This window comes from Leifsonia shinshuensis (genome assembly GCF_014217625.1).
Lineage (GTDB): Bacteria > Actinomycetota > Actinomycetes > Actinomycetales > Microbacteriaceae > Leifsonia > Leifsonia shinshuensis_A.
In genome coordinates this window covers 3164587-3180857 of record NZ_CP043641.1, presented here as the reverse complement: position 1 = coordinate 3180857, position 16271 = coordinate 3164587, and the positions used below count along the sequence as shown (strand labels likewise).

Sequence of the window (16271 nt, the reverse complement as noted above, 5' to 3'; positions counted from 1 at the left end):
GGGGCTCCGCCACAATGACCGCATGACCGACGCGCACTCCACCCCCGTCCCCTCCAAGGAGACCCAGCGCCAGCTCCGCTCCTGGCGCAAGCAGGCCGCGACGTACGACCGCAAGGTCGGCAGGGCCGAGCAGACCATGCTCGCCGGCAGCCGCGAGTGGGTCGGCGCGCGGGCGAGTGGGCGGGTGCTGGAGGTCGCGGTCGGGACCGGACGCGACCTCCCGTACTATCCGGCGGGGATCGAGCTGACCGGCATCGACCTGAGTCCCGAGATGCTGGCGATCGCCCGGGCGCGCGCCGCCGAGCAGGGGATCGCCGCCGAGTTGCGGGAGGGGGACGCCGAAGCGCTGCCGTTCGCGGACGCGACCTTCGACACGGTCGTCTGCGCGCTCGCGCTCTGCTCCATCCCGCGGCCGGCTGTCGCCGTCGCCGAGATGGCGCGCGTCGTCGTGCCGGGCGGCTCGGTCGTGCTCGTCGACCACACGCGCAGCGACCGAGCGCTCGTGTACGCCGGGCAGTGGACCCTGGAGCGGTTCACCATCCCCTTCCAGGGCGAGCACCTGACCCGGCGGCACCGGGCCGAGGTGGAGGCCGCCGGCCTGGTGATCGTCGAGCACGAGCGCCTCCGCTCCGGTGCCGTCGAGCGCATCCACGCGACACGCCCCTGAGACATTCGGCCCGAATGTCTCGAATCGCGCGCCGATAACGCACATTCGGCACGAATGTCGGGAGGCGACGCGCACGAAGAAGCCCGCCCGGTGCGCTGGATGGGTGGACGCACCGGACGGGCTGTTGGGGGTTTCCGCGGATCAGCCGTCCGCGCCGGCCGGCTTCGTCGTAGTGGTGAAGCCTTCCAGCTTGTTCGCCGCGTCGGCGTACTTCTGGGTGAAGGTGTCGGAGATCTTCACCTTCGAGGTGTCGACGCCGATGGTCTTCTCCATGTCGAAGATGACCTTCGGGCCGCCGGCGGGCATGATGCCGTCCGGCAGGAACTGGCCCTTGTCGGTCGCCAGGCCGTCGATGTACTGCTGCTTGGTGATCGTGCTGTTCTGCACGAAGTCCTGCGGCATCTTGTTCGCGATGTCCGCCGCCGAGTGCGACGAGATCCAGTGCATCGTCGCGACGAGCGCGTCGACGACCTTCTGCGCGGCGTCCTCGTGGCTCTTCACCCAGCTCGCGTTGGCCAGCAGGCCGGCCGCCGGCCAGGCGCCGCCGAGCGCCTTGGTCGCGCCCTTCGTCGTGGCCATGTCGACCGCGGAGACCGCGAGCTTCTGGGAGGTGAGCGCGCCGACGGTCGGCTGCGTGGTCATCACGCAGTCGGCGGTGCCGCGCTGGATGGCCGCGATCGCGGTCGAGCCGGCGTGCACGGCGATCGTGTTGTACTGCTTCTTGTCGACGCCCTGCGACGCGGCCAGGAACTGGGTGAGCTCGTCGGTGCCCGACCCGAGGTCGGTGACGCCCATGTTCTTGCCCTTGAAGTCGGCGGCCGACTTGACGTTCGCCTTCGGGTTGCACATCACCCGCTCGCCGGGGGCGCCGGAGAGCTGGACGAGGTTGATGACGTCCTTGCCCTTCGACTGGAAGTCGACGGTGTGGATGTACCAGGCGCCCGCCATGTCCACCTGGCCGGAGGCCATGGCGTCCTCGGCGCCGACGCCGCCGTTCTGCTCGGTCGAGAGCTCGACGTTCACGCCGTACTTCTTGTAGAAGCCGAGCTGCTGCGCCAGCTGGTACGGGAGGTAGATCTGCTTGTCGATGCCGCCGACCATCATCTTGACGGTCGGCACGGGGCCGGAGCTGCTGCCGGCCGCCGCGGTGCCGCCTCCACCGCCGGAGCAGGCCGCGAGGCTCAGGGCCACGACGCCCGCCGCGGCGATGACACCGATGCTGCGCTTCTTCATGGGGGTTGTTCCTTTCTTCGTGCCGGACGGGTCCGGCGTTCTGCTTCGTTGCAGGACAGGTGGGATGTCGAGGGCGCTCAGATCGCCTGAGCCTCGGACCGGCTCGGCGGACGCCACTTGAGGAGCGACTTCTCCAGGAGGGTGATCAGGTACTCGGCCACGAGCGTGACCACCGCGACGATGACCATGCAGGCGAAGACCGTGTTCGGGTCGAAGCTGCCCTGCGCCTGGCTGATGATGAGGCCGACGCCGTGCTGGGCGCCGAGCACCTCGGCCACCAGGGCGCCGATGATCGCGAAGCCGAACGCGGTGTGCAGGCTGGCGATGATCCAGGTCATGGCCGACGGGATGGTCACGTGCCGGGCGACCTGCACCGGCGATGCGCCGAGGACCCGGACGTTCGCGACCAGGTTCTGGTCGACCTCCCGCACGCCCTGGAAGGCGTTGAAGAAGACGACGAAGAACACCAGCACGGCGGCGAGCAGCACCTTGGGGAAGACGCCGAGGCCGAAGGCGACGATGAAGATCGAGCCGAGCACGATGCGGGGGATCGAGTTCACGACCTTGATGTACGGGCCGAAGACCGAGGCGAGGTACCGGTTGGAGCCGAGCAGGATGCCGAAGACGACGCCCAGCAGGGTGCCGAGCAGGAAGCCGAGGAAGGCCTCCTGGACGGTGATCCACAGGTTCTCCCAGATGGTGCCGAACGCCGTGCCCTGCGTGAACAGGTGCACGAGGCTGTCCCAGATGCCGGAGGGCTGGCCGTAGAAGAACTTGTCGACCCAGCCCACCGAGGTGAACCACTGCCAGCCGCCGATGACGACGACGGCGACCGCGGCGCGGCCGGCCCAGATCCAGGCGACCCGGCGGGTGTGCGCGCGGCGACCCGCGACGCGGAGCTCGGTCTCGCGCTCAGCGAGCGGAGTGGAGGGATTCGTGTTCTGTTCTGCGATCGTCATGGTGGTCACGCCGCCGCTCCTGCCGTCTGCTCGTAGGCCCGCGTGACCTCGTCACGGAGCGATTCCCAGATCCGGCCCTGGATGTCGAGGAACTTCTCCTCGTGCCGGATCTCCTGGACGTTGCCGCGCGGTCGCGGCAGGTCGATGTCGAAGACGTCCTTGACCGTGCCGGGGCTGCTGGTCATGATCACGACGCGATCGGACAGCGCGACGGCCTCGTCGAGGTCGTGCGTGATGAACAGCACCGACGGCCGCAGCTCCTCCCACAGGGTCAGCAGCTCGGTCTGCATGATCGCCTTCGTCTGCACGTCGAGCGCGCCGAACGGCTCGTCCATCAGCAGGATGCGCGGGTTGTTGATCAGCGCGGCCGCCATCGCGACGCGCTTGCGCATGCCGCCGGAGAGCTGGTGCGGGTAGCGGTCCTCGAAGCCGGCGAGGCCGACGCGGCGCAGCCAGTCGAGCGCCAGCGCCGTCGCCTCCTTCTTCGGCGTGCCGAGGAGGATCGGGCCGATCATCACGTTGGCCAGCACGGTCTTCCAGGGGAAGAGCGAGTCGGCCTGGAACATGTAGCTCACGCCGCTGGTGATGCCGTCCACGATCCGGCCGCCGACGCTGACCGAGCCGGCGCTCGGCCGCTCGAGGCCGGAGACCTGGGCGAGCGTGGTGGACTTGCCGCAGCCGGTCGGGCCGACGATGGCGCAGAACTGGCCGGGCTCGACGGTGAGGGTCACGTCGCGGATGGCCGTGAAGGTCTCACCCTTCGGCGTGAGGAAGCGTTTCGTCAGTCCGACGATGTCGATGCGCGCCGCCTCGTCGGCCGAGGGGGCCGCGGCGGCTGTTCGGGGTCGGTGTTCGACCATGAGTTCAAGACCTCTCTGTCTTCGGATGCACGTGTCTCGTGTGCATGCCCGGCGGAGCGTTTCCCACCGGTCCGTGTGATCATCGATGCTCCCCGAGACGGCCTGCGACTGTCTCGCTTGCGCCCGATTCGCCGCGTTGTGTGCGTTGTCGCAGGTTTTGCGCGTTCTGCGCGCACGCGCTCCCCAGCAGGAGATGACACAATCTCGGGTGATGCGACGACGGATCAGACGACTCTCGAGCCAGATACTCCTGGCTCAATTGGCGATCCTCGCCGTCTCGATGCTGGTCGGCTTCCTCCTGCTGGCGCAGTCCGCGCGCAGCAACCTCGACTCCGACTACCAGGCGCGCGCCGCGGCGATCGCTCAGACCTTCGCCGGCATGCCGGACATCCAGAACTGCATGTCGAACAACGCCCCCGGCTGCGACGCGACCATCCAGAACCTGGCGTCGCAGACCGCCAACAGCACGGGCGCCGCCTACGTCGTGGTGATCGACAAGAACCGCGTGCGGCACTCGCACCCCGACCCGGCGCTGATCGGCCAGAAGGTGGAGGAGCCGTTCGTCGCGGCGGACGGAAAGGTGCACCTGCGCACCGACACCGGTGCGACCGGCGTCAACGCGAACGCCCGGGTGCCGCTCTACGCTCCGGCGTCGGACCAGATCGTCGGGGAGGTGTCGGTCGGCATCCGGGAGAGCTCGGTGGCGAGCGAGCTGCTGTCCGAGCTGCCCGCCTACGGGTCGTGGTTCGTGCTGGCGCTCGCGATCGGCGGCCTGGCCTCGTTCGCGCTGGCCAGCCTCCTGAAGCGCCGCACCTTCGGGCTGGAGCTGGACGAGATCGCGCGGCTGCTGCAGGAGCGGGAGGCCACGCTGCACGGCATCCGGGAGGGGGTCATCGCCATCGACCCGGCCGGCCGGATCACCGTCGTCAACGACGAGGCCCAGCGGCTGCTGCGGCTGCCGGCTGGCGCGCGGGGCCGGCTGCTGGAGGACGTGCTGGTCGCCGGGCCGATCCGCGACACCCTCACCGGCACGTCCGAGGTGAAGGACGCCATCGCGATCACGGACGACCACATCCTCGTCATCAACCGGATGCCGGTGAAGCTGGGCGGCCGTCCGCACGGCGCGGTGTTCACCCTCCAGGACCGCACCGAGCTGATCGGGCTCACCCGCGAGCTCGACGGCGAGCGCAGCTTCAGCGAGTCCATCCGGGCGCAGCAGCACGAGTTCTCCAACCGGATGCACGCGGTGTCCGGCCTCCTGGAGCTCGGGAGGACGAAGGAGGCCCTGGAGTACCTCAACGAGATCCGCGGGACGACCGCCGACCTCGACGCCACGCTGCGCTCGCACATCGGCTCGCCGATGATCGTCGGCCTCCTGCTCGGCAAGGCCGCGGAGGCGAACGAGCGCGGCATCGAGCTGGTCATCGCGCCGGACACCGACCTCGGGGAGGCGCCGGAACGCGTGCAGGCGCTGACGACGATCCTCGGCAACCTGATCGACAACGCGTTCGACGCGCTCTCCGGGGCGCCGGCTCCGCGCCGGGTCGTCGTGAGCGTGGTCGAGACGCCGGAGTCCGTCACCGTGCGTGTCGCCGACAACGGCCCGGGCGTCCCGAGCACCGAGTTGCCGCGGATCTTCGAGAACGGCTACTCCACCAAGCGCGGGTCCCTGGTGCGGCACAGCGGGCTCGGGCTGTCGCTCGTGCACACGACGGTGACCAAGCTGGGCGGGACGGTGTCGGTGTCCGGTGGGCCGGGAGCGACGTTCACGATCGTGCTGCCGCGGGATATCGTCGCGGGTGCCCCGACCGCGACGACGGCTTCGCGACGCGACGCCGGCCACCGCGAAGGAGCTGCGCGATGAGCGGGCCGCCGGCCACGCCGTCGCTGACCGTGCTCGTCGTCGACGACGACTACCGGGTGGCCTCCGTGCACGTCGGATTCGTGGAGGCCGTGCCCGGCTTCCGCGTGGTCGCCCAGGCCCACACCGCGGCCGACGCCCTCCGGCTCGCGGGCGAGCTGCGCCCGGACCTCGTGCTGATGGACGTCTACCTGCCCGACGGCGACGGCCTCCAAGTCGTGCGGAGCCTGCTCGGCGAGCCGTCGGCGCCCGCGGTCATCGTGATCTCGGCGGCCAACGACATCGCGACCGTGCGGAAGGCCGTGCAGCTCGGCGCGCTGCACTACCTGGTGAAGCCGTTCGGCTTCGCGCAGCTCGCGGAGCGGCTCCAGGCGTTCCGGCGCGCGAACGACGATCTGGGCGGCTTCCCGGAGGAGCCGACGCAGCAGGACATCGACCGGGTGTTCGACCTCCTGCGCCCGGCGACGGCCGGCCAGACCGAGGAGCTGCGACGGCTCGCGCCGACCCTCCAATCGGTCTACGACGCGGTGGCGGCCGGCGACGGGAGCCTGTCGGCGAACGACGTCGCCGCGGCGGTCGGGATCAGCCGGACGACAGCCCAGCGCGCCCTCACGCAACTGGAGCAGAGCGACGTGCTCAAGCTGGAGCTGCGCTACGGCGCGACCGGCCGCCCCGAGCATCGCTACGGCGTCAGGCGGCGCTGAGCCGTCGGCGCGCTAGGCGGGACGGCGGCGGAGGGCGGCGCCGAGGAGGACGTCCAGGCCGACGGCGACGGCGATGACGGCGATGCCCGCCACCAGGGCCAGGCCGACGTAGATCAGGGTGCGGGAGGCGCGCTCCTCGGTGGGCTGGAGGGACTGGCCCGCCACGACGACATCGGGGCCGACCGGCTGTGCCACGATGGCGTAGCGGAGGCCCCGCTCCGGCTGCCAGCTCACCGAGTCCTCCCCGGTCGCCTTCGCCGTGTCCAGGACCCCCTTCGGCACCTGCGCGAGCACACCGTCCAGGTAGCCGTTGCCGGCGATCGGCTTGCCGGTCTGGTCGTACTGCACCCAGAAGGTGCCGAGGTAGTACGTGAGGTCGACGCGGTCGGGCTGGGTGGACGCCGCCGTGGCCACCCCGGTGGAGAGCAGCGCGCGCGGGGCGTCCTCCACGGCGTTGCGCCCGGCCTGCTGCTCCACGACGTAGAGCGTGGCGAGCCCGCCCGCGAACAGCGCGTACGCCGCGACGGCGACGATGATCCTGCGAAACCACATGCTCGCATGATGCGCCCCTGCGCGGCCCGGCGGCATCCGTCGCGAGAACGATTCCGCGGGTCGCCAGGAACACGGACGCGCCCCCGCCTCCATCCGGATGGGAGGAGGCGGGGGCGCGACAGCGGTGCCGGCCTTAGTGGGCCGCGGTGACCGCCGACTCGATCTGGTCGGCGACCTGCTGCACCTGCGAGCCGTAGCCGCCGCTCAGCGCGGTGGTGGCGAGGTGCTGGAGGTCGGCGGTCTGCGCCGAGGCCGGGGCCGAGGCGAGCTGCGACAGGTCGCTGCGCAGCGAGTCCGGGAGCTTCGACGCCAGCTGGCTGTCGCCGGTCACGGCGGAGGCGATGCTGTCGACCTCGGTGGTGAGCTTCGACGAGGTGCCGGAAGCCGAGCCGAGGAGGTCGCCGCTCTGCAGTCCGGCGATGAGGCCCTTGACGTCCAGGCCCTTCAGGTCGAGGCCGCCCTGGGCGTCGCCGTCCTGCTTGGCGTCGCTCGAGGCGTCGCCCTTCAGCTGCGTGGCGAGCTTCTGGATCGCGGTGCCGTAGCCGCCGTCGAGCGCGGTCGAGACGAGCTTCTTGGCGTCGGCGGTGCGATCCTGCGAGGCAGCGTTCGCCAGGGTCTTCAGGTCGCCCTGCAGCGTGTCGGGTAGCAGCGAGAAGACGGGGGTGTCTGCGACGATCTTCTTGGCCAGCTGCTGAGCCTTGGCTCCGTTGACGTGGCCGTTGAAGAGCGCGTGCGCCTGGCCGAACAGCGAGAAGCCGTGGCCCAGGTCGAACGAGGCGGAACCGCCGGTCGAGGCCGACGCTCCGGTCGTCGACGTCGAGGTGGAGACCGTCGCCGAGCCGGAGCCCGCAGCACCGGTGTCGCCGGTGGCCGCGAAAGCCCCCTGCGCCCCCACGCCGATGAGCGCTCCCGCCGCCACGACGGAGGCGGCGCCGATCACGATGCGTCGCGCACCGAACGCGGTGCGAGTGGTTCCGGAGGTGTTCTGGATGGTGTTCTTCACGTGGATCCTTTCCGTCGCCCACGACGAGGCCGGCAGGGGTGCCGGCCTGGGTCGACCGAGGGCATCCGGCGACGTTACGAGACCCGTCTGGACCTCCCGTCCGTACCCTCTGCGAGGTCGCAAAGAGCACTTGAAGGGGTCGGGACTATCCGGTAGTCGGCGAGCATACCGACCGGTATGGGATGCCTCACGGGCTACCGCGACCGGCCCTCGCAGGTGCACCATGGGGGCGACGGCGAGCCAGGTCGTCCGGCCGAGCCGTGAGACAAGAGCGGGAGCACCGGGTTTCAGGCGGCCCGCCCCACGGGCAGCGCCAAGCAGACAGCGGCTGGTCCCACCCGCCGCCGGACGGCCGCGAACGGTGCGGGCAGAGAAGGGGTATGACGATGGACGATCTCGAGGGGACCGCGGCGGAACGGCTCGACCGGCTCGCGCTGCTCGGCGGCGACGAGGTGAGCCACGAATGGACACGGCGGCAGCTGGAGCGGGCGCTGCGGGACTGGTCGGAGGATCAGGACACGCTCCTGGTGATCGGCGAGGGGCGAGAGGACTACTGACCGTCAGGTTTATAACGTTTGATTTCACAATCGCGCGAACACTCTAGACACAGTGCGTCCGCCAGCGATACCTTCCGAGCAGTTCGTCCGCCTCTCCAGAAGGATCAAGCGATGTCCAGCACTCAGCCCTCCGCGTTCGCCTCGTTCTCGCTCAACGGGCAAGACCTGACCAAGTCGGCCATCAACAGCGTGCGCGTCGCGCTCGGCATCAGCGGAGCCGTCGCGCTGATTATCGGCGTCATCATCGTGTTCTGGCCACGCACGGCGGCCGTCGGGCTCACCGTCCTGATCGCCATCTCGCTCCTCATCTCCGGCATCGCGTACCTGAGCATCGGCATCTTCGCCCGCGGCATCCGCGGAGGGGCGAGAGGGCTCGACATCGCTTTCGGCATCCTGCTGATCATCGGCGCCATCGTGGCCTTCGCGAACCTGACGGGCACGACGCAGTTCCTGGCGGTCTTCATCGGCATCCTGGTCGGCATCGCGTGGATCGTGGAGGGCGCGATGACCTTCGCGCAGCTGGGCGACGCGCCGTCGCGCGGCTGGTCGGTCTTCTTCGGCATCCTGAGCATCGTCGCCGGCATCGTGCTGCTGCTCAGCCCGCTGTGGGGGATCGTGGTGCTGTTCATCCTCGCGGGCCTCGGACTCATCGTGCTCGGGATCGTGCAGATCGTGCGCGCGATCACGTTCGGGCGCGGGGTGGCGACGCCGGCGGCGTGACCTCCATCGCCCCTTCTCGGCGTCGGAGGCCGGTGACACACTGAGGGCTGTGCTCCTCGACACGATCGTCACCACGCTGGAGACCGTCGCAGGAACGCGCTCGCGACTGGCCAAGGTCGACGCGCTCGCGGGCCTCCTCGGCGCCCTGGAGCCCGAGGAGGTCGCCCCGACAGTCGGCTTCCTGGTGGGCAAGCCGCGGCAGGGCCGGGTCGGTGTGGGCTGGCGCAGCGTCGGTGCGGTGATGGGCGCGGGCGCCTCGTCGCCGACGTTGACGGTTCTCGACCTCGACGCCCTGCTCGGGGAGCTGGCCGCGCTCGGCGGCGAGGGCTCCGTCCGCGACCGCAGTGCGGCGCTCCGCGACTTCGCGGGGCGCGCGACGGCGGGCGAGCAGGACCTCCTGGCCCGCATCCTCCTCGGCGAGATGCGGACCGGGGCGCTGGAGGGCGTCCTCCTCGACGCGATCGCCCGCACCGCCGGCCGGCCGGGCCCGGACGTGCGCCGCGCCGCCATGCTGACCGGAGACCTCGGGGCGACCGCGCTGCTGGCGCTGACCGGGACGGCCGAGGAGCTCGCCTCCGTCGGGCTGGTCGTCGGCCGCCCGGTGCTGCCGATGCTCGCGGCCACCGCGCCGTCCGCGGCGGCGGCGCTGGAGACGACCGGCCGGGCGTCGGTGGAGTACAAGCTCGACGGCGCGCGCATCCAGGTGCACCGGTCGGGCGACAGCGTGCGGGTCTTCACCCGGACGCTCGCCGACATCACCCACCGCGTGCCGGAAGTGGTGGAGATCGTCCGCCGGCTGCCCGCGCGCGACCTCGTCCTCGACGGCGAGACGCTCGCGCTCGACGAGGACGGCGGGCCGCGGCCGTTCCAGGAGACGATGTCGCGTTTTGCGCGGTGGAGCTCAGAGGTGGCGCGAAGCGACACCGCGACCCCAGCGCCGAGGGAGCCTGCGACCGAGGGTTTCGCGGAAGGGCGCGAGACCCTGCTGCATCCCTGGTTCTTCGACATCCTCCACGTGGACGGGCGCGACCTCCTGGACGAGCCGCTGTCGGTCCGGCTGGCGGAGCTGGAGCGCGTCGCCGGCGAGCACCGCATCCCGGGCGAGGTCACGGACGACCCGGACACCGCCGAGCGCGTCTCGCGCGACGCCCTCGCCGCCGGCCAGGAGGGGGTGGTCGTGAAGTCGATCGACTCGCCCTATGCCGCCGGCCGCCGCGGCGCGAGCTGGATCAAGGTCAAGCCGGTGCTCACCTACGACCTGGTCGTGCTGGCCTGCGAGTGGGGCTCGGGGCGGCGCGTCGGGATGCTCTCCAACCTCCACCTCGGGGCGCGCGACCCGGACGGCGCGTTCGGCGAGCCGGGTGGCTTCGTGATGGTCGGCAAGACGTTCAAGGGCCTCACCGACGAGCTGCTGCGCTGGCAGACGGAGGAGTTCCAGCGGATCGAGGTGCGCCGCACCCCGGGCACGGTGTGGGTGGCGCCGACGACCGTGGTCGAGATCGCGATCGACGGCGTCCAGCGCTCATCGCGCTATCCCGGCGGCATCGCCCTGCGGTTCGCGCGCGTCAAGCGCTACCGCGACGACAAGCCGGCGGCCGAGGCCGACACGATCGGCACCCTCCGCGCCCTCCTCCGCGAGTAGCCGCGCCGCGCGCTAACGGAGGACTCCCGCCCTCCCCACCCCACCAACTCCGCCGTTGACTGCGTTTCGGCGGCGTGTTGGCCGGGATCTCCTCCGTTCGCCCCGCAGTCGCGAACGGAGGAGATGCGGCGCGGCGCGCCGGGGAAACGCAGTCAACGGAGGAGATCGGCCGGGGTTCGGGCCGGATCTCCTCCGTTGACTGCGTGGGTGGGGGTGGGGGGTGGGGGGTGGGTGGTGGGGATTAGTGCGTGGGGGTCAGGTCGGGCTCGGGCTGGGGGGCCGGGGCCGGGGCGTGGTGGCGGCGCTCGAGGGCGGCGCCCTCGACGTCGACGTTGGGGAGGAGGCGGTCGAGCCACTTCGGCAGCCACCAGGCCGACCGGCCCAGCAGGTGCATCAGGGCCGGCATGAGCAGCATCCGGACGACGAACGCGTCCACCAGCACGCCGAAGGCCAGGCCGAAGCCGATCGAGCGGATCATGGTGGACTCGCTGAAGATGAAGCCGCCGAAGACCGAGATCATGATCAGGCCCGCCGCGATCACGACCGTGCGGCCGGCGCGGAAGCCCTTCGCGACCGCCAGCCGGGCCGGAGCGCCGTGCACGTACGCCTCGCGCATCCCGGAGGCCAGGAACAGCTGGTAGTCCATCGCGAGACCGAACAGGATCCCGACCAGGATCACCGGCAGGAAGCTGAGGATCGGGCCGGTGTGGATGCCCAACTGCTCCGCCCCCCATCCCCACTGGAACAGCGCCGTGATCGCGCCGTAGGTGGCGAACAGCGACAGGATGAAACCGCCCGTCGCGATCAGCGGCACCAGGATCGAGCGGAACACCAGGATCATGATGAGCAGCGACAGCCCGACCACGACCACCAGGTAGAGCGGGAGGACGCCCGCCAGGTTCGCGGAGATGTCCTGGTTGATCGCGGTCTGGCCGGAGACGCCGAGGGTGAGCTTCCCATCGACCTTGTCGAGGCCGCGCAGCGATGTCACCAGGTTCTCGGTGGAGACGCTGTTGGGGCCCTCCTTCGGGACGACCTGGAACGCGAACAGCGTGCGGTCGCCGGAGACGGCGATCGGGGCGACGGCGACGACGTCCTTCTGGTCGGCGAGCGTCCGCGCCACGTCGAGCTGCACGGTGGTCACGTCGTCCTTCGCGACGCCGCTCGGCGCGGTCGCGGTGACGAGCAGAGGGCCCGTCGCGCCGGCGCCGAACGCCTTCTCGGTGACGGTGAACGCCTCGTAGGTCGTCGACCCGACCGGCTCGGAGGAGCCGTCGGGAAGGCCGACCCGCATCGACATCGCGGGGATGGCGACGATCAGCAGAGCGACAGCGGCCCCGACGGTGGTCAGGACCGCGCGCCAGGTCTTCATCGGCTTGGCGTTGCTGTCGTCGTGGTGCACGTGCCCGACGGAGGCGCGGGCGCGGCGGCTCAGCACCCGCAGCCCCAGGAGGCCGAGGATCGCGGGCGTCAGCGTGACGGCGATCAGCACAGCGAGGACGACCGCGATCGCGCCGACGGTGCCCATCAGGCCGAGGAACGGGACGCCGGTGACGTTGAGCGCGAGCAGCGCGACGACCACGGTGATGCCGGCGAACACGACGGCGTTGCCGGAGGTGCCGTTGGCGAGGCCCACGGACTCCCGCGGCTCGGCGCCCTCCAGCAGCTGCTTGCGGTGCCGATTGATGATGAACAGCGAGTAGTCGATGCCGACCGCCAGGCCGAGCATGATCGCGAGCACCGGCGTGACGGAGGCCATGTCGACGACGCCGGAGAACGCCAGCGAGCCGAGCGCGGCCACTGCGACACCGAAGAGGGCGGTGACGAGCGGCAGCGCAGCGGCGATGACCGAGCCGAGCACGATCAGCAGCACGACCGCGGCGAACACGACGCCGACCGCCTCGCCGACGCCGACGACCTGCGGGACGCCCTGCGCGATGTCGGTCGAGAACGACACGGTCACGCCGTCCACGTGCGTGGACTGGAAGTGGTGGATGACCGCCTGCTTGGAGTCCTCGGACAGCTCCAGGCGCGGCTTCGTGAAGGCGACGTTCACCAGCGCGGTCGAACCGTCGGCGGAGACGAGGCGGATGCCCTTCGAGAGCTTCAGCAGCTCGGCGCCCTGGTCGAGCTGTTTCTGCGACGCGGTGAGCTTCGCCTGCTGCGCGGCGAGCTGGGCGAGGCCGTCGTCGATGGTCTTCTGCTGTGCGGCGAGCTGCGCTTGAGCGGCGGCGGCCTGCGCGGCGGGCATGCTCCCCTGCGGCGCGGCCGCGAGCTGGGCCTTCGCGGCATCGAGCTGCGCCTGGCCGGAGGTCAGCTGCGTCTTCGCGGCATCGAGCTGCGCCTGACCCGCGGTGAGCTGGGTCTGGCCGTCGGTGAGCTGCGTCTGGTGCTGGGCGCGCTCGGCCTCGGTGGCGAACGGGTCGTTCACGCCGGAGACGTCGGGGAGGTGGTCGGCGTCGGCGACGAGCGTGCTGATCGCCTTCCTCTGGTCGGCGGTGAGGGCCGAGCCGTCGTCGGTGCGGAAGACGACCGTGCCGGACGCGCCCGCGTAGTCGGGCAGCTTGGCGGAGAGCTCGTCGACGACGGCTCCTGCGGCGGTGCCCGGGATGTCGAAGGACGAGCTGAGGCCCTTGAAGCCGACGAGGAAGCCCACCACGACGATGCCGAGCACCGCGAGCCAGGCCACGATGACCGTCCAGGCGCGGCGCGCGGAGAACTTTCCGAGGCGGTAGAGCAGTTCGGCCATGACGGTCCCTTCGACGATCCCAGAAAAGAATACGCAACGGTCCGTCTCGTTGAGTGGAGATAAGCTGTGAGCCATGTCCGAAGGCCGACGGGGAGCAGCGCGCAGCGAGACGGCGCGCGTGGCGATCCTGGAGGCCACGGCCGCGCTGTTCGCGGATCGCGGGTACGACCACCTCAGCATCGAGGGCATCGCCGCACGCGCCGGTGTCGGAAAGCAGACCGTCTACCGCTGGTGGCCGGGCAAGAGCGCGCTCATCGCCGACTGCCTCCTGGAGGGCATGCTGCTGCCGGAGCGCTTCGCGGTGCCGGACACCGGTGACCTCCGCGCCGACCTCGTCGCGTGGCTGACCGAGGTCGAGGCCGTGCTCGAGAGCCCGGCCGGGGAAGGGCTGTTCCGCTCGCTGATCGCGGCCGCGACCGAGAACGCGGACGTCGCCAGCCGGCTCCGCGAGTCGCTGGCCGACCCGCGGCTGTTCGCGCCACGGCTGCGGGCGGCGCGCGACTCGGGCGAGGTGCGGGCCGACCTCCCGGTGGACGAGGTCAGCGAGGCCCTGATCGGCGCCGTGATGCTGCGCGCGCTCGCGCACACGCCGGCCGACCCCGGCCTCCCGGACCGACTGGTCGACCTCACCCTCGGTCCGCGGCCGCAGTCCCATCCGCCGAGGGGCACGTAAACGCCCCTACAACCGCCTTTTAGGGGCGTTTGGGTGCCCTTCGAGCCTCTGGGAGGCCTGCGCGCCGCGGCGTACGATGCGGGCATGAGCAACAAGACGCCTCGCGAAGAGGAGATCCAGAAGGAGCAGGAGGCGAAGGACGCCGAGAAGGAGCGCCTGGAACGCGAAGAGGAGGAGCGCCTCCGCTAGCGGCGGGCGGTCGCGCGGGCTCCGGCGTCGTGCGGGAGTTGGAAGGCGCCGGCCAGTGGCACCAGCAGCAGCGCCGCGGCGAGCGCGAACGCCCAGTGGTAGCCCGGCAGCGCTGACCCGGTCACGCCCTCCGACACCGCAGTGGAGGCGCGCACGAACACGGCGACCACCGCCAGTCCCAGCGCCGTCGCGACCTGCTGGAGTGCGGAGGCGAGCGTGTTCGCGTTGTTCGTGTCGCCGGCCTCCACGTCCGCGAACTGGAGCGTGTTGTAGGCGCTGAAGCCGATCGACCGGAACACGCCGCTCGCCACCAGCAGCAGGAGCAGCACCGGGAGCGGCGCGGCGGGCCCGATGCCGACGAACGCGGCGAGCACCAGCATCCCGAGCAGGTTCGACCAGATCAGCACGGTGCGGAATCCGAGCCGGCGGATCAGCGGCGTCGTGAACGGCTTGATCGCCAGGTTGCCGACGAAGATCGCGATGACGGTCAGGCCGGCGACCGTCGCGCTCCAGCCGTAGGCGAGCTGGAACAGCAGCGTGAACAGGAACGGCGCGCCCGTGATGATCATGCGGTAGACCCCGCCGCTGATGTTCCCCGCGCGGAACGAGTGCAGCCGCAACACGCCCCAGTCGAACAGCGCGTGCTCGCGACCGCGCGACCGGGTGATGGCGGCCCAGCCGACCGCGATCGCGACCAGGATGGCGGCGCCGCCCGCGAGCTGGAGCCGGCCGTCCTCGGCGCTCAGCCCCTCCGCTCCCGCGGTGAGCAGCACCAGCGCCAGGGCGATCGCCGCGTAACCCCGGCCGTCGAACCGGAGGTCGCGCTGCCGTTCCGTGTGCGGCACGAGCACGAGCCCGGCGACGACCGCGGCGAGGCCGAACGGGAGGTTGATCAGGAAGATCCAGCGCCAGCCGATGGTGTCCGACAGGATGCCGCCGAGCGCGGGCGCGATCACCGGCGCGATCAGCGCGGGCCAGGTCAGGTACGCGATCGCGTCGAGCAGGTCGACCGGGTCGATGTCGCGGAGCACCGCCAGCCTCCCGACCGGCACCATGAGCGCGCCGCCGATGCCCTGCAGGACGCGGGCGACGGTCAGCAGCGTGAGCGACGGCGCGAACGCGCAGAGCAGTGATGCGACTGTGAAGACGACGATCGCGGTCAGCAGCACCGGCCGGATGCCGAGCCGGCGGGACAGCCAGCCCGTCGCCGGGATGCCCGCTGCGACCGCCAGCAGGTACGCGACCATGGCGACGCTCACATCCGCGGGGGCGACGCCGAACTCGCGCGCCATCGTCGGAGCGGCGGTCTGGATGATCGTGCCGTCCAGGTTCTCCATGAAGAACGTGGCGGCCACGAGGAGTGCGAGGCCGCGGCTGAAGGACACGGCGGTCCGGGTCACGGGGTTACGCCCTCCCGCGGTTCCTGCGCCGCACCTCCCGCGGCGCCCGCCCCGCGAGGAACGAGCGGCCAGGATCGACGACGAAGCCCTGGCGGAGGGCCTCCCGGCCGACGAGCATCCGGAAGCCCATCTGGTCGCGGTTGCTCAGCGTGGTCTCGGCCGTGACCGTCCGGCCGGCGAGCGCGAGCTCCAGCAGCACGACGATCCGCTCCTCGCTGTGACCCGACGAGCTGCGCACGGCGCGGCGGTCGTGGATGGGACGCTCGACCACGACGGGGTCGCCGTCGGCGTCCTGCCACGGGTGCACCGTGAACCGCACCCGGTCGCCGGGCAGCTCCTCCAGGTCGAACGCGTGCAGCGCCGAGCTGCGGGCTCCGGTGTCGATCTTGACTTTGATCCACGGAATGTCGATGCTGGGCAGGCTCGCCCATTCACGCCACCCCACGACGAGGGTGTTTGAATGGAGGTCACCGGCCACCCCCCTATCTTTGCAGGATCCATC

General features: G+C 71.0%; 15 protein-coding genes. 7 read left to right on the top strand and 8 right to left on the bottom strand.

From position 1 onward, the window contains the following. Positions 1-22: 22 nt before the first annotated feature. A complete protein-coding gene (locus tag F1C12_RS15525) occupies positions 23-667 on the top strand; it encodes a class I SAM-dependent methyltransferase (RefSeq protein ID WP_185275806.1) in 645 nt (214 codons plus the stop codon). Positions 668-808: 141 nt separating this feature from the next. Here the strand turns inward: F1C12_RS15525 and F1C12_RS15520 are convergent, their stop codons facing one another. The 3 genes from F1C12_RS15520 to F1C12_RS15510 form a co-directional block, all read right to left on the bottom strand. Beyond that, the gene (locus tag F1C12_RS15520; protein WP_185275805.1) at positions 809-1900 is read right to left on the bottom strand and encodes an ABC transporter substrate-binding protein; all 1092 of its coding nucleotides are present in this window, start codon (positions 1898-1900) and stop codon (positions 809-811) included. Positions 1901-1977: 77 nt separating this feature from the next. After that, positions 1978-2859 carry an ABC transporter permease gene (locus F1C12_RS15515; protein ID WP_185278999.1) on the bottom strand — a complete coding sequence of 294 codons (882 nt, stop codon included), beginning with the start codon at positions 2857-2859 and terminating at the stop codon, positions 1978-1980. Positions 2860-2864: 5 nt separating this feature from the next. After that, positions 2865-3719 carry an ABC transporter ATP-binding protein gene (locus tag F1C12_RS15510; protein WP_185275804.1) on the bottom strand — a complete coding sequence of 285 codons (855 nt, stop codon included), beginning with the start codon at positions 3717-3719 and terminating at the stop codon, positions 2865-2867. Between the two features lie 259 nt (positions 3720-3978). Here F1C12_RS15510 and F1C12_RS15505 point away from each other — a divergent pair, with 259 nt between their 5' ends. Together F1C12_RS15505 and F1C12_RS15500 are read left to right on the top strand one after the other, a co-directional pair. Further along, entirely contained in the window at positions 3979-5583 is a 1605-nt protein-coding gene (locus F1C12_RS15505) for a sensor histidine kinase (RefSeq protein ID WP_185275803.1), read from the top strand. Continuing rightward, entirely contained in the window at positions 5580-6284 is a 705-nt protein-coding gene (locus F1C12_RS15500; protein ID WP_185275802.1) for a response regulator, read from the top strand. The genes F1C12_RS15505 and F1C12_RS15500 overlap by 4 nt, the downstream gene beginning before the upstream one ends. A 12-nt stretch (positions 6285-6296) precedes the next feature. Here the strand turns inward: F1C12_RS15500 and F1C12_RS15495 are convergent, their stop codons facing one another. Continuing rightward, on the bottom strand, positions 6297-6836 hold the full coding sequence (locus F1C12_RS15495) for a hypothetical protein (protein ID WP_185275801.1): 540 nt from the start codon (positions 6834-6836) through the stop codon (positions 6297-6299). A 133-nt stretch (positions 6837-6969) separates the two neighbouring features. Further along, positions 6970-7839, bottom strand: a complete 870-nt coding sequence (locus tag F1C12_RS15490) for a hypothetical protein (RefSeq protein WP_185275800.1) — start codon at positions 7837-7839, stop codon at positions 6970-6972. Positions 7840-8225: 386 nt separating this feature from the next. Here F1C12_RS15490 and F1C12_RS15485 point away from each other — a divergent pair, with 386 nt between their 5' ends. From F1C12_RS15485 to F1C12_RS15475, 3 genes are all read left to right on the top strand, one after another. Then, the gene (locus tag F1C12_RS15485; protein ID WP_185275799.1) at positions 8226-8396 is read left to right on the top strand and encodes a hypothetical protein; all 171 of its coding nucleotides are present in this window, start codon (positions 8226-8228) and stop codon (positions 8394-8396) included. Positions 8397-8507: 111 nt separating this feature from the next. Further along, positions 8508-9116, top strand: a complete 609-nt coding sequence (locus tag F1C12_RS15480; protein WP_258045935.1) for an HdeD family acid-resistance protein — start codon at positions 8508-8510, stop codon at positions 9114-9116. Between the two features lie 49 nt (positions 9117-9165). Further along, the gene (locus F1C12_RS15475; protein WP_185275798.1) at positions 9166-10758 is read left to right on the top strand and encodes an ATP-dependent DNA ligase; all 1593 of its coding nucleotides are present in this window, start codon (positions 9166-9168) and stop codon (positions 10756-10758) included. Positions 10759-10999: 241 nt separating this feature from the next. On the opposite strand, the gene F1C12_RS15470 is transcribed toward F1C12_RS15475, so the two are convergent. Next, positions 11000-13507: an MMPL family transporter gene (locus tag F1C12_RS15470; RefSeq protein WP_185275797.1), complete on the bottom strand. Its 2508-nt coding sequence runs from the start codon at positions 13505-13507 to the stop codon at positions 11000-11002. Positions 13508-13580: 73 nt separating this feature from the next. On the opposite strand from F1C12_RS15470, the gene F1C12_RS15465 reads away from it, so the two are divergent. After that, positions 13581-14180: a TetR/AcrR family transcriptional regulator gene (locus F1C12_RS15465; protein ID WP_185275796.1), complete on the top strand. Its 600-nt coding sequence runs from the start codon at positions 13581-13583 to the stop codon at positions 14178-14180. 185 nt (positions 14181-14365) lie between these two features. Here F1C12_RS15465 and F1C12_RS15460 read toward each other — a convergent pair whose 3' ends face one another. Together F1C12_RS15460 and F1C12_RS15455 are read right to left on the bottom strand one after the other, a co-directional pair. Next, positions 14366-15769 (bottom strand): MFS transporter, encoded by a 1404-nt coding sequence (locus F1C12_RS15460; RefSeq protein WP_185275795.1) that lies wholly within the window; start codon positions 15767-15769, stop codon positions 14366-14368. 4 nt (positions 15770-15773) lie between these two features. Then, positions 15774-16247 (bottom strand): ATP-dependent zinc protease family protein, encoded by a 474-nt coding sequence (locus tag F1C12_RS15455; protein ID WP_258045934.1) that lies wholly within the window; start codon positions 16245-16247, stop codon positions 15774-15776. Between the last annotated feature and the right edge of the window lie 24 nt (positions 16248-16271).

Excerpts from the sequence above, each read along its gene's own strand:
- F1C12_RS15525 (WP_185275806.1), top strand. The coding sequence starts at position 23 with ATGACCGACGCGCACTCCACCCCCGTCCCCTCCAAGGAGACCCAGCGC.
- F1C12_RS15520 (WP_185275805.1), bottom strand. The coding sequence starts at position 1,900 with ATGAAGAAGCGCAGCATCGGTGTCATCGCCGCGGCGGGCGTCGTGGCC.
- F1C12_RS15515 (WP_185278999.1), bottom strand. The coding sequence starts at position 2,859 with ATGACGATCGCAGAACAGAACACGAATCCCTCCACTCCGCTCGCTGAG.
- F1C12_RS15510 (WP_185275804.1), bottom strand. The coding sequence starts at position 3,719 with ATGGTCGAACACCGACCCCGAACAGCCGCCGCGGCCCCCTCGGCCGAC.
- F1C12_RS15500 (WP_185275802.1), top strand. The coding sequence starts at position 5,580 with ATGAGCGGGCCGCCGGCCACGCCGTCGCTGACCGTGCTCGTCGTCGAC.
- F1C12_RS15495 (WP_185275801.1), bottom strand. The coding sequence starts at position 6,836 with ATGTGGTTTCGCAGGATCATCGTCGCCGTCGCGGCGTACGCGCTGTTC.
- F1C12_RS15485 (WP_185275799.1), top strand. The coding sequence starts at position 8,226 with ATGGACGATCTCGAGGGGACCGCGGCGGAACGGCTCGACCGGCTCGCG.
- F1C12_RS15480 (WP_258045935.1), top strand. The coding sequence starts at position 8,508 with ATGTCCAGCACTCAGCCCTCCGCGTTCGCCTCGTTCTCGCTCAACGGG.
- F1C12_RS15470 (WP_185275797.1), bottom strand. The coding sequence starts at position 13,507 with ATGGCCGAACTGCTCTACCGCCTCGGAAAGTTCTCCGCGCGCCGCGCC.
- F1C12_RS15465 (WP_185275796.1), top strand. The coding sequence starts at position 13,581 with ATGTCCGAAGGCCGACGGGGAGCAGCGCGCAGCGAGACGGCGCGCGTG.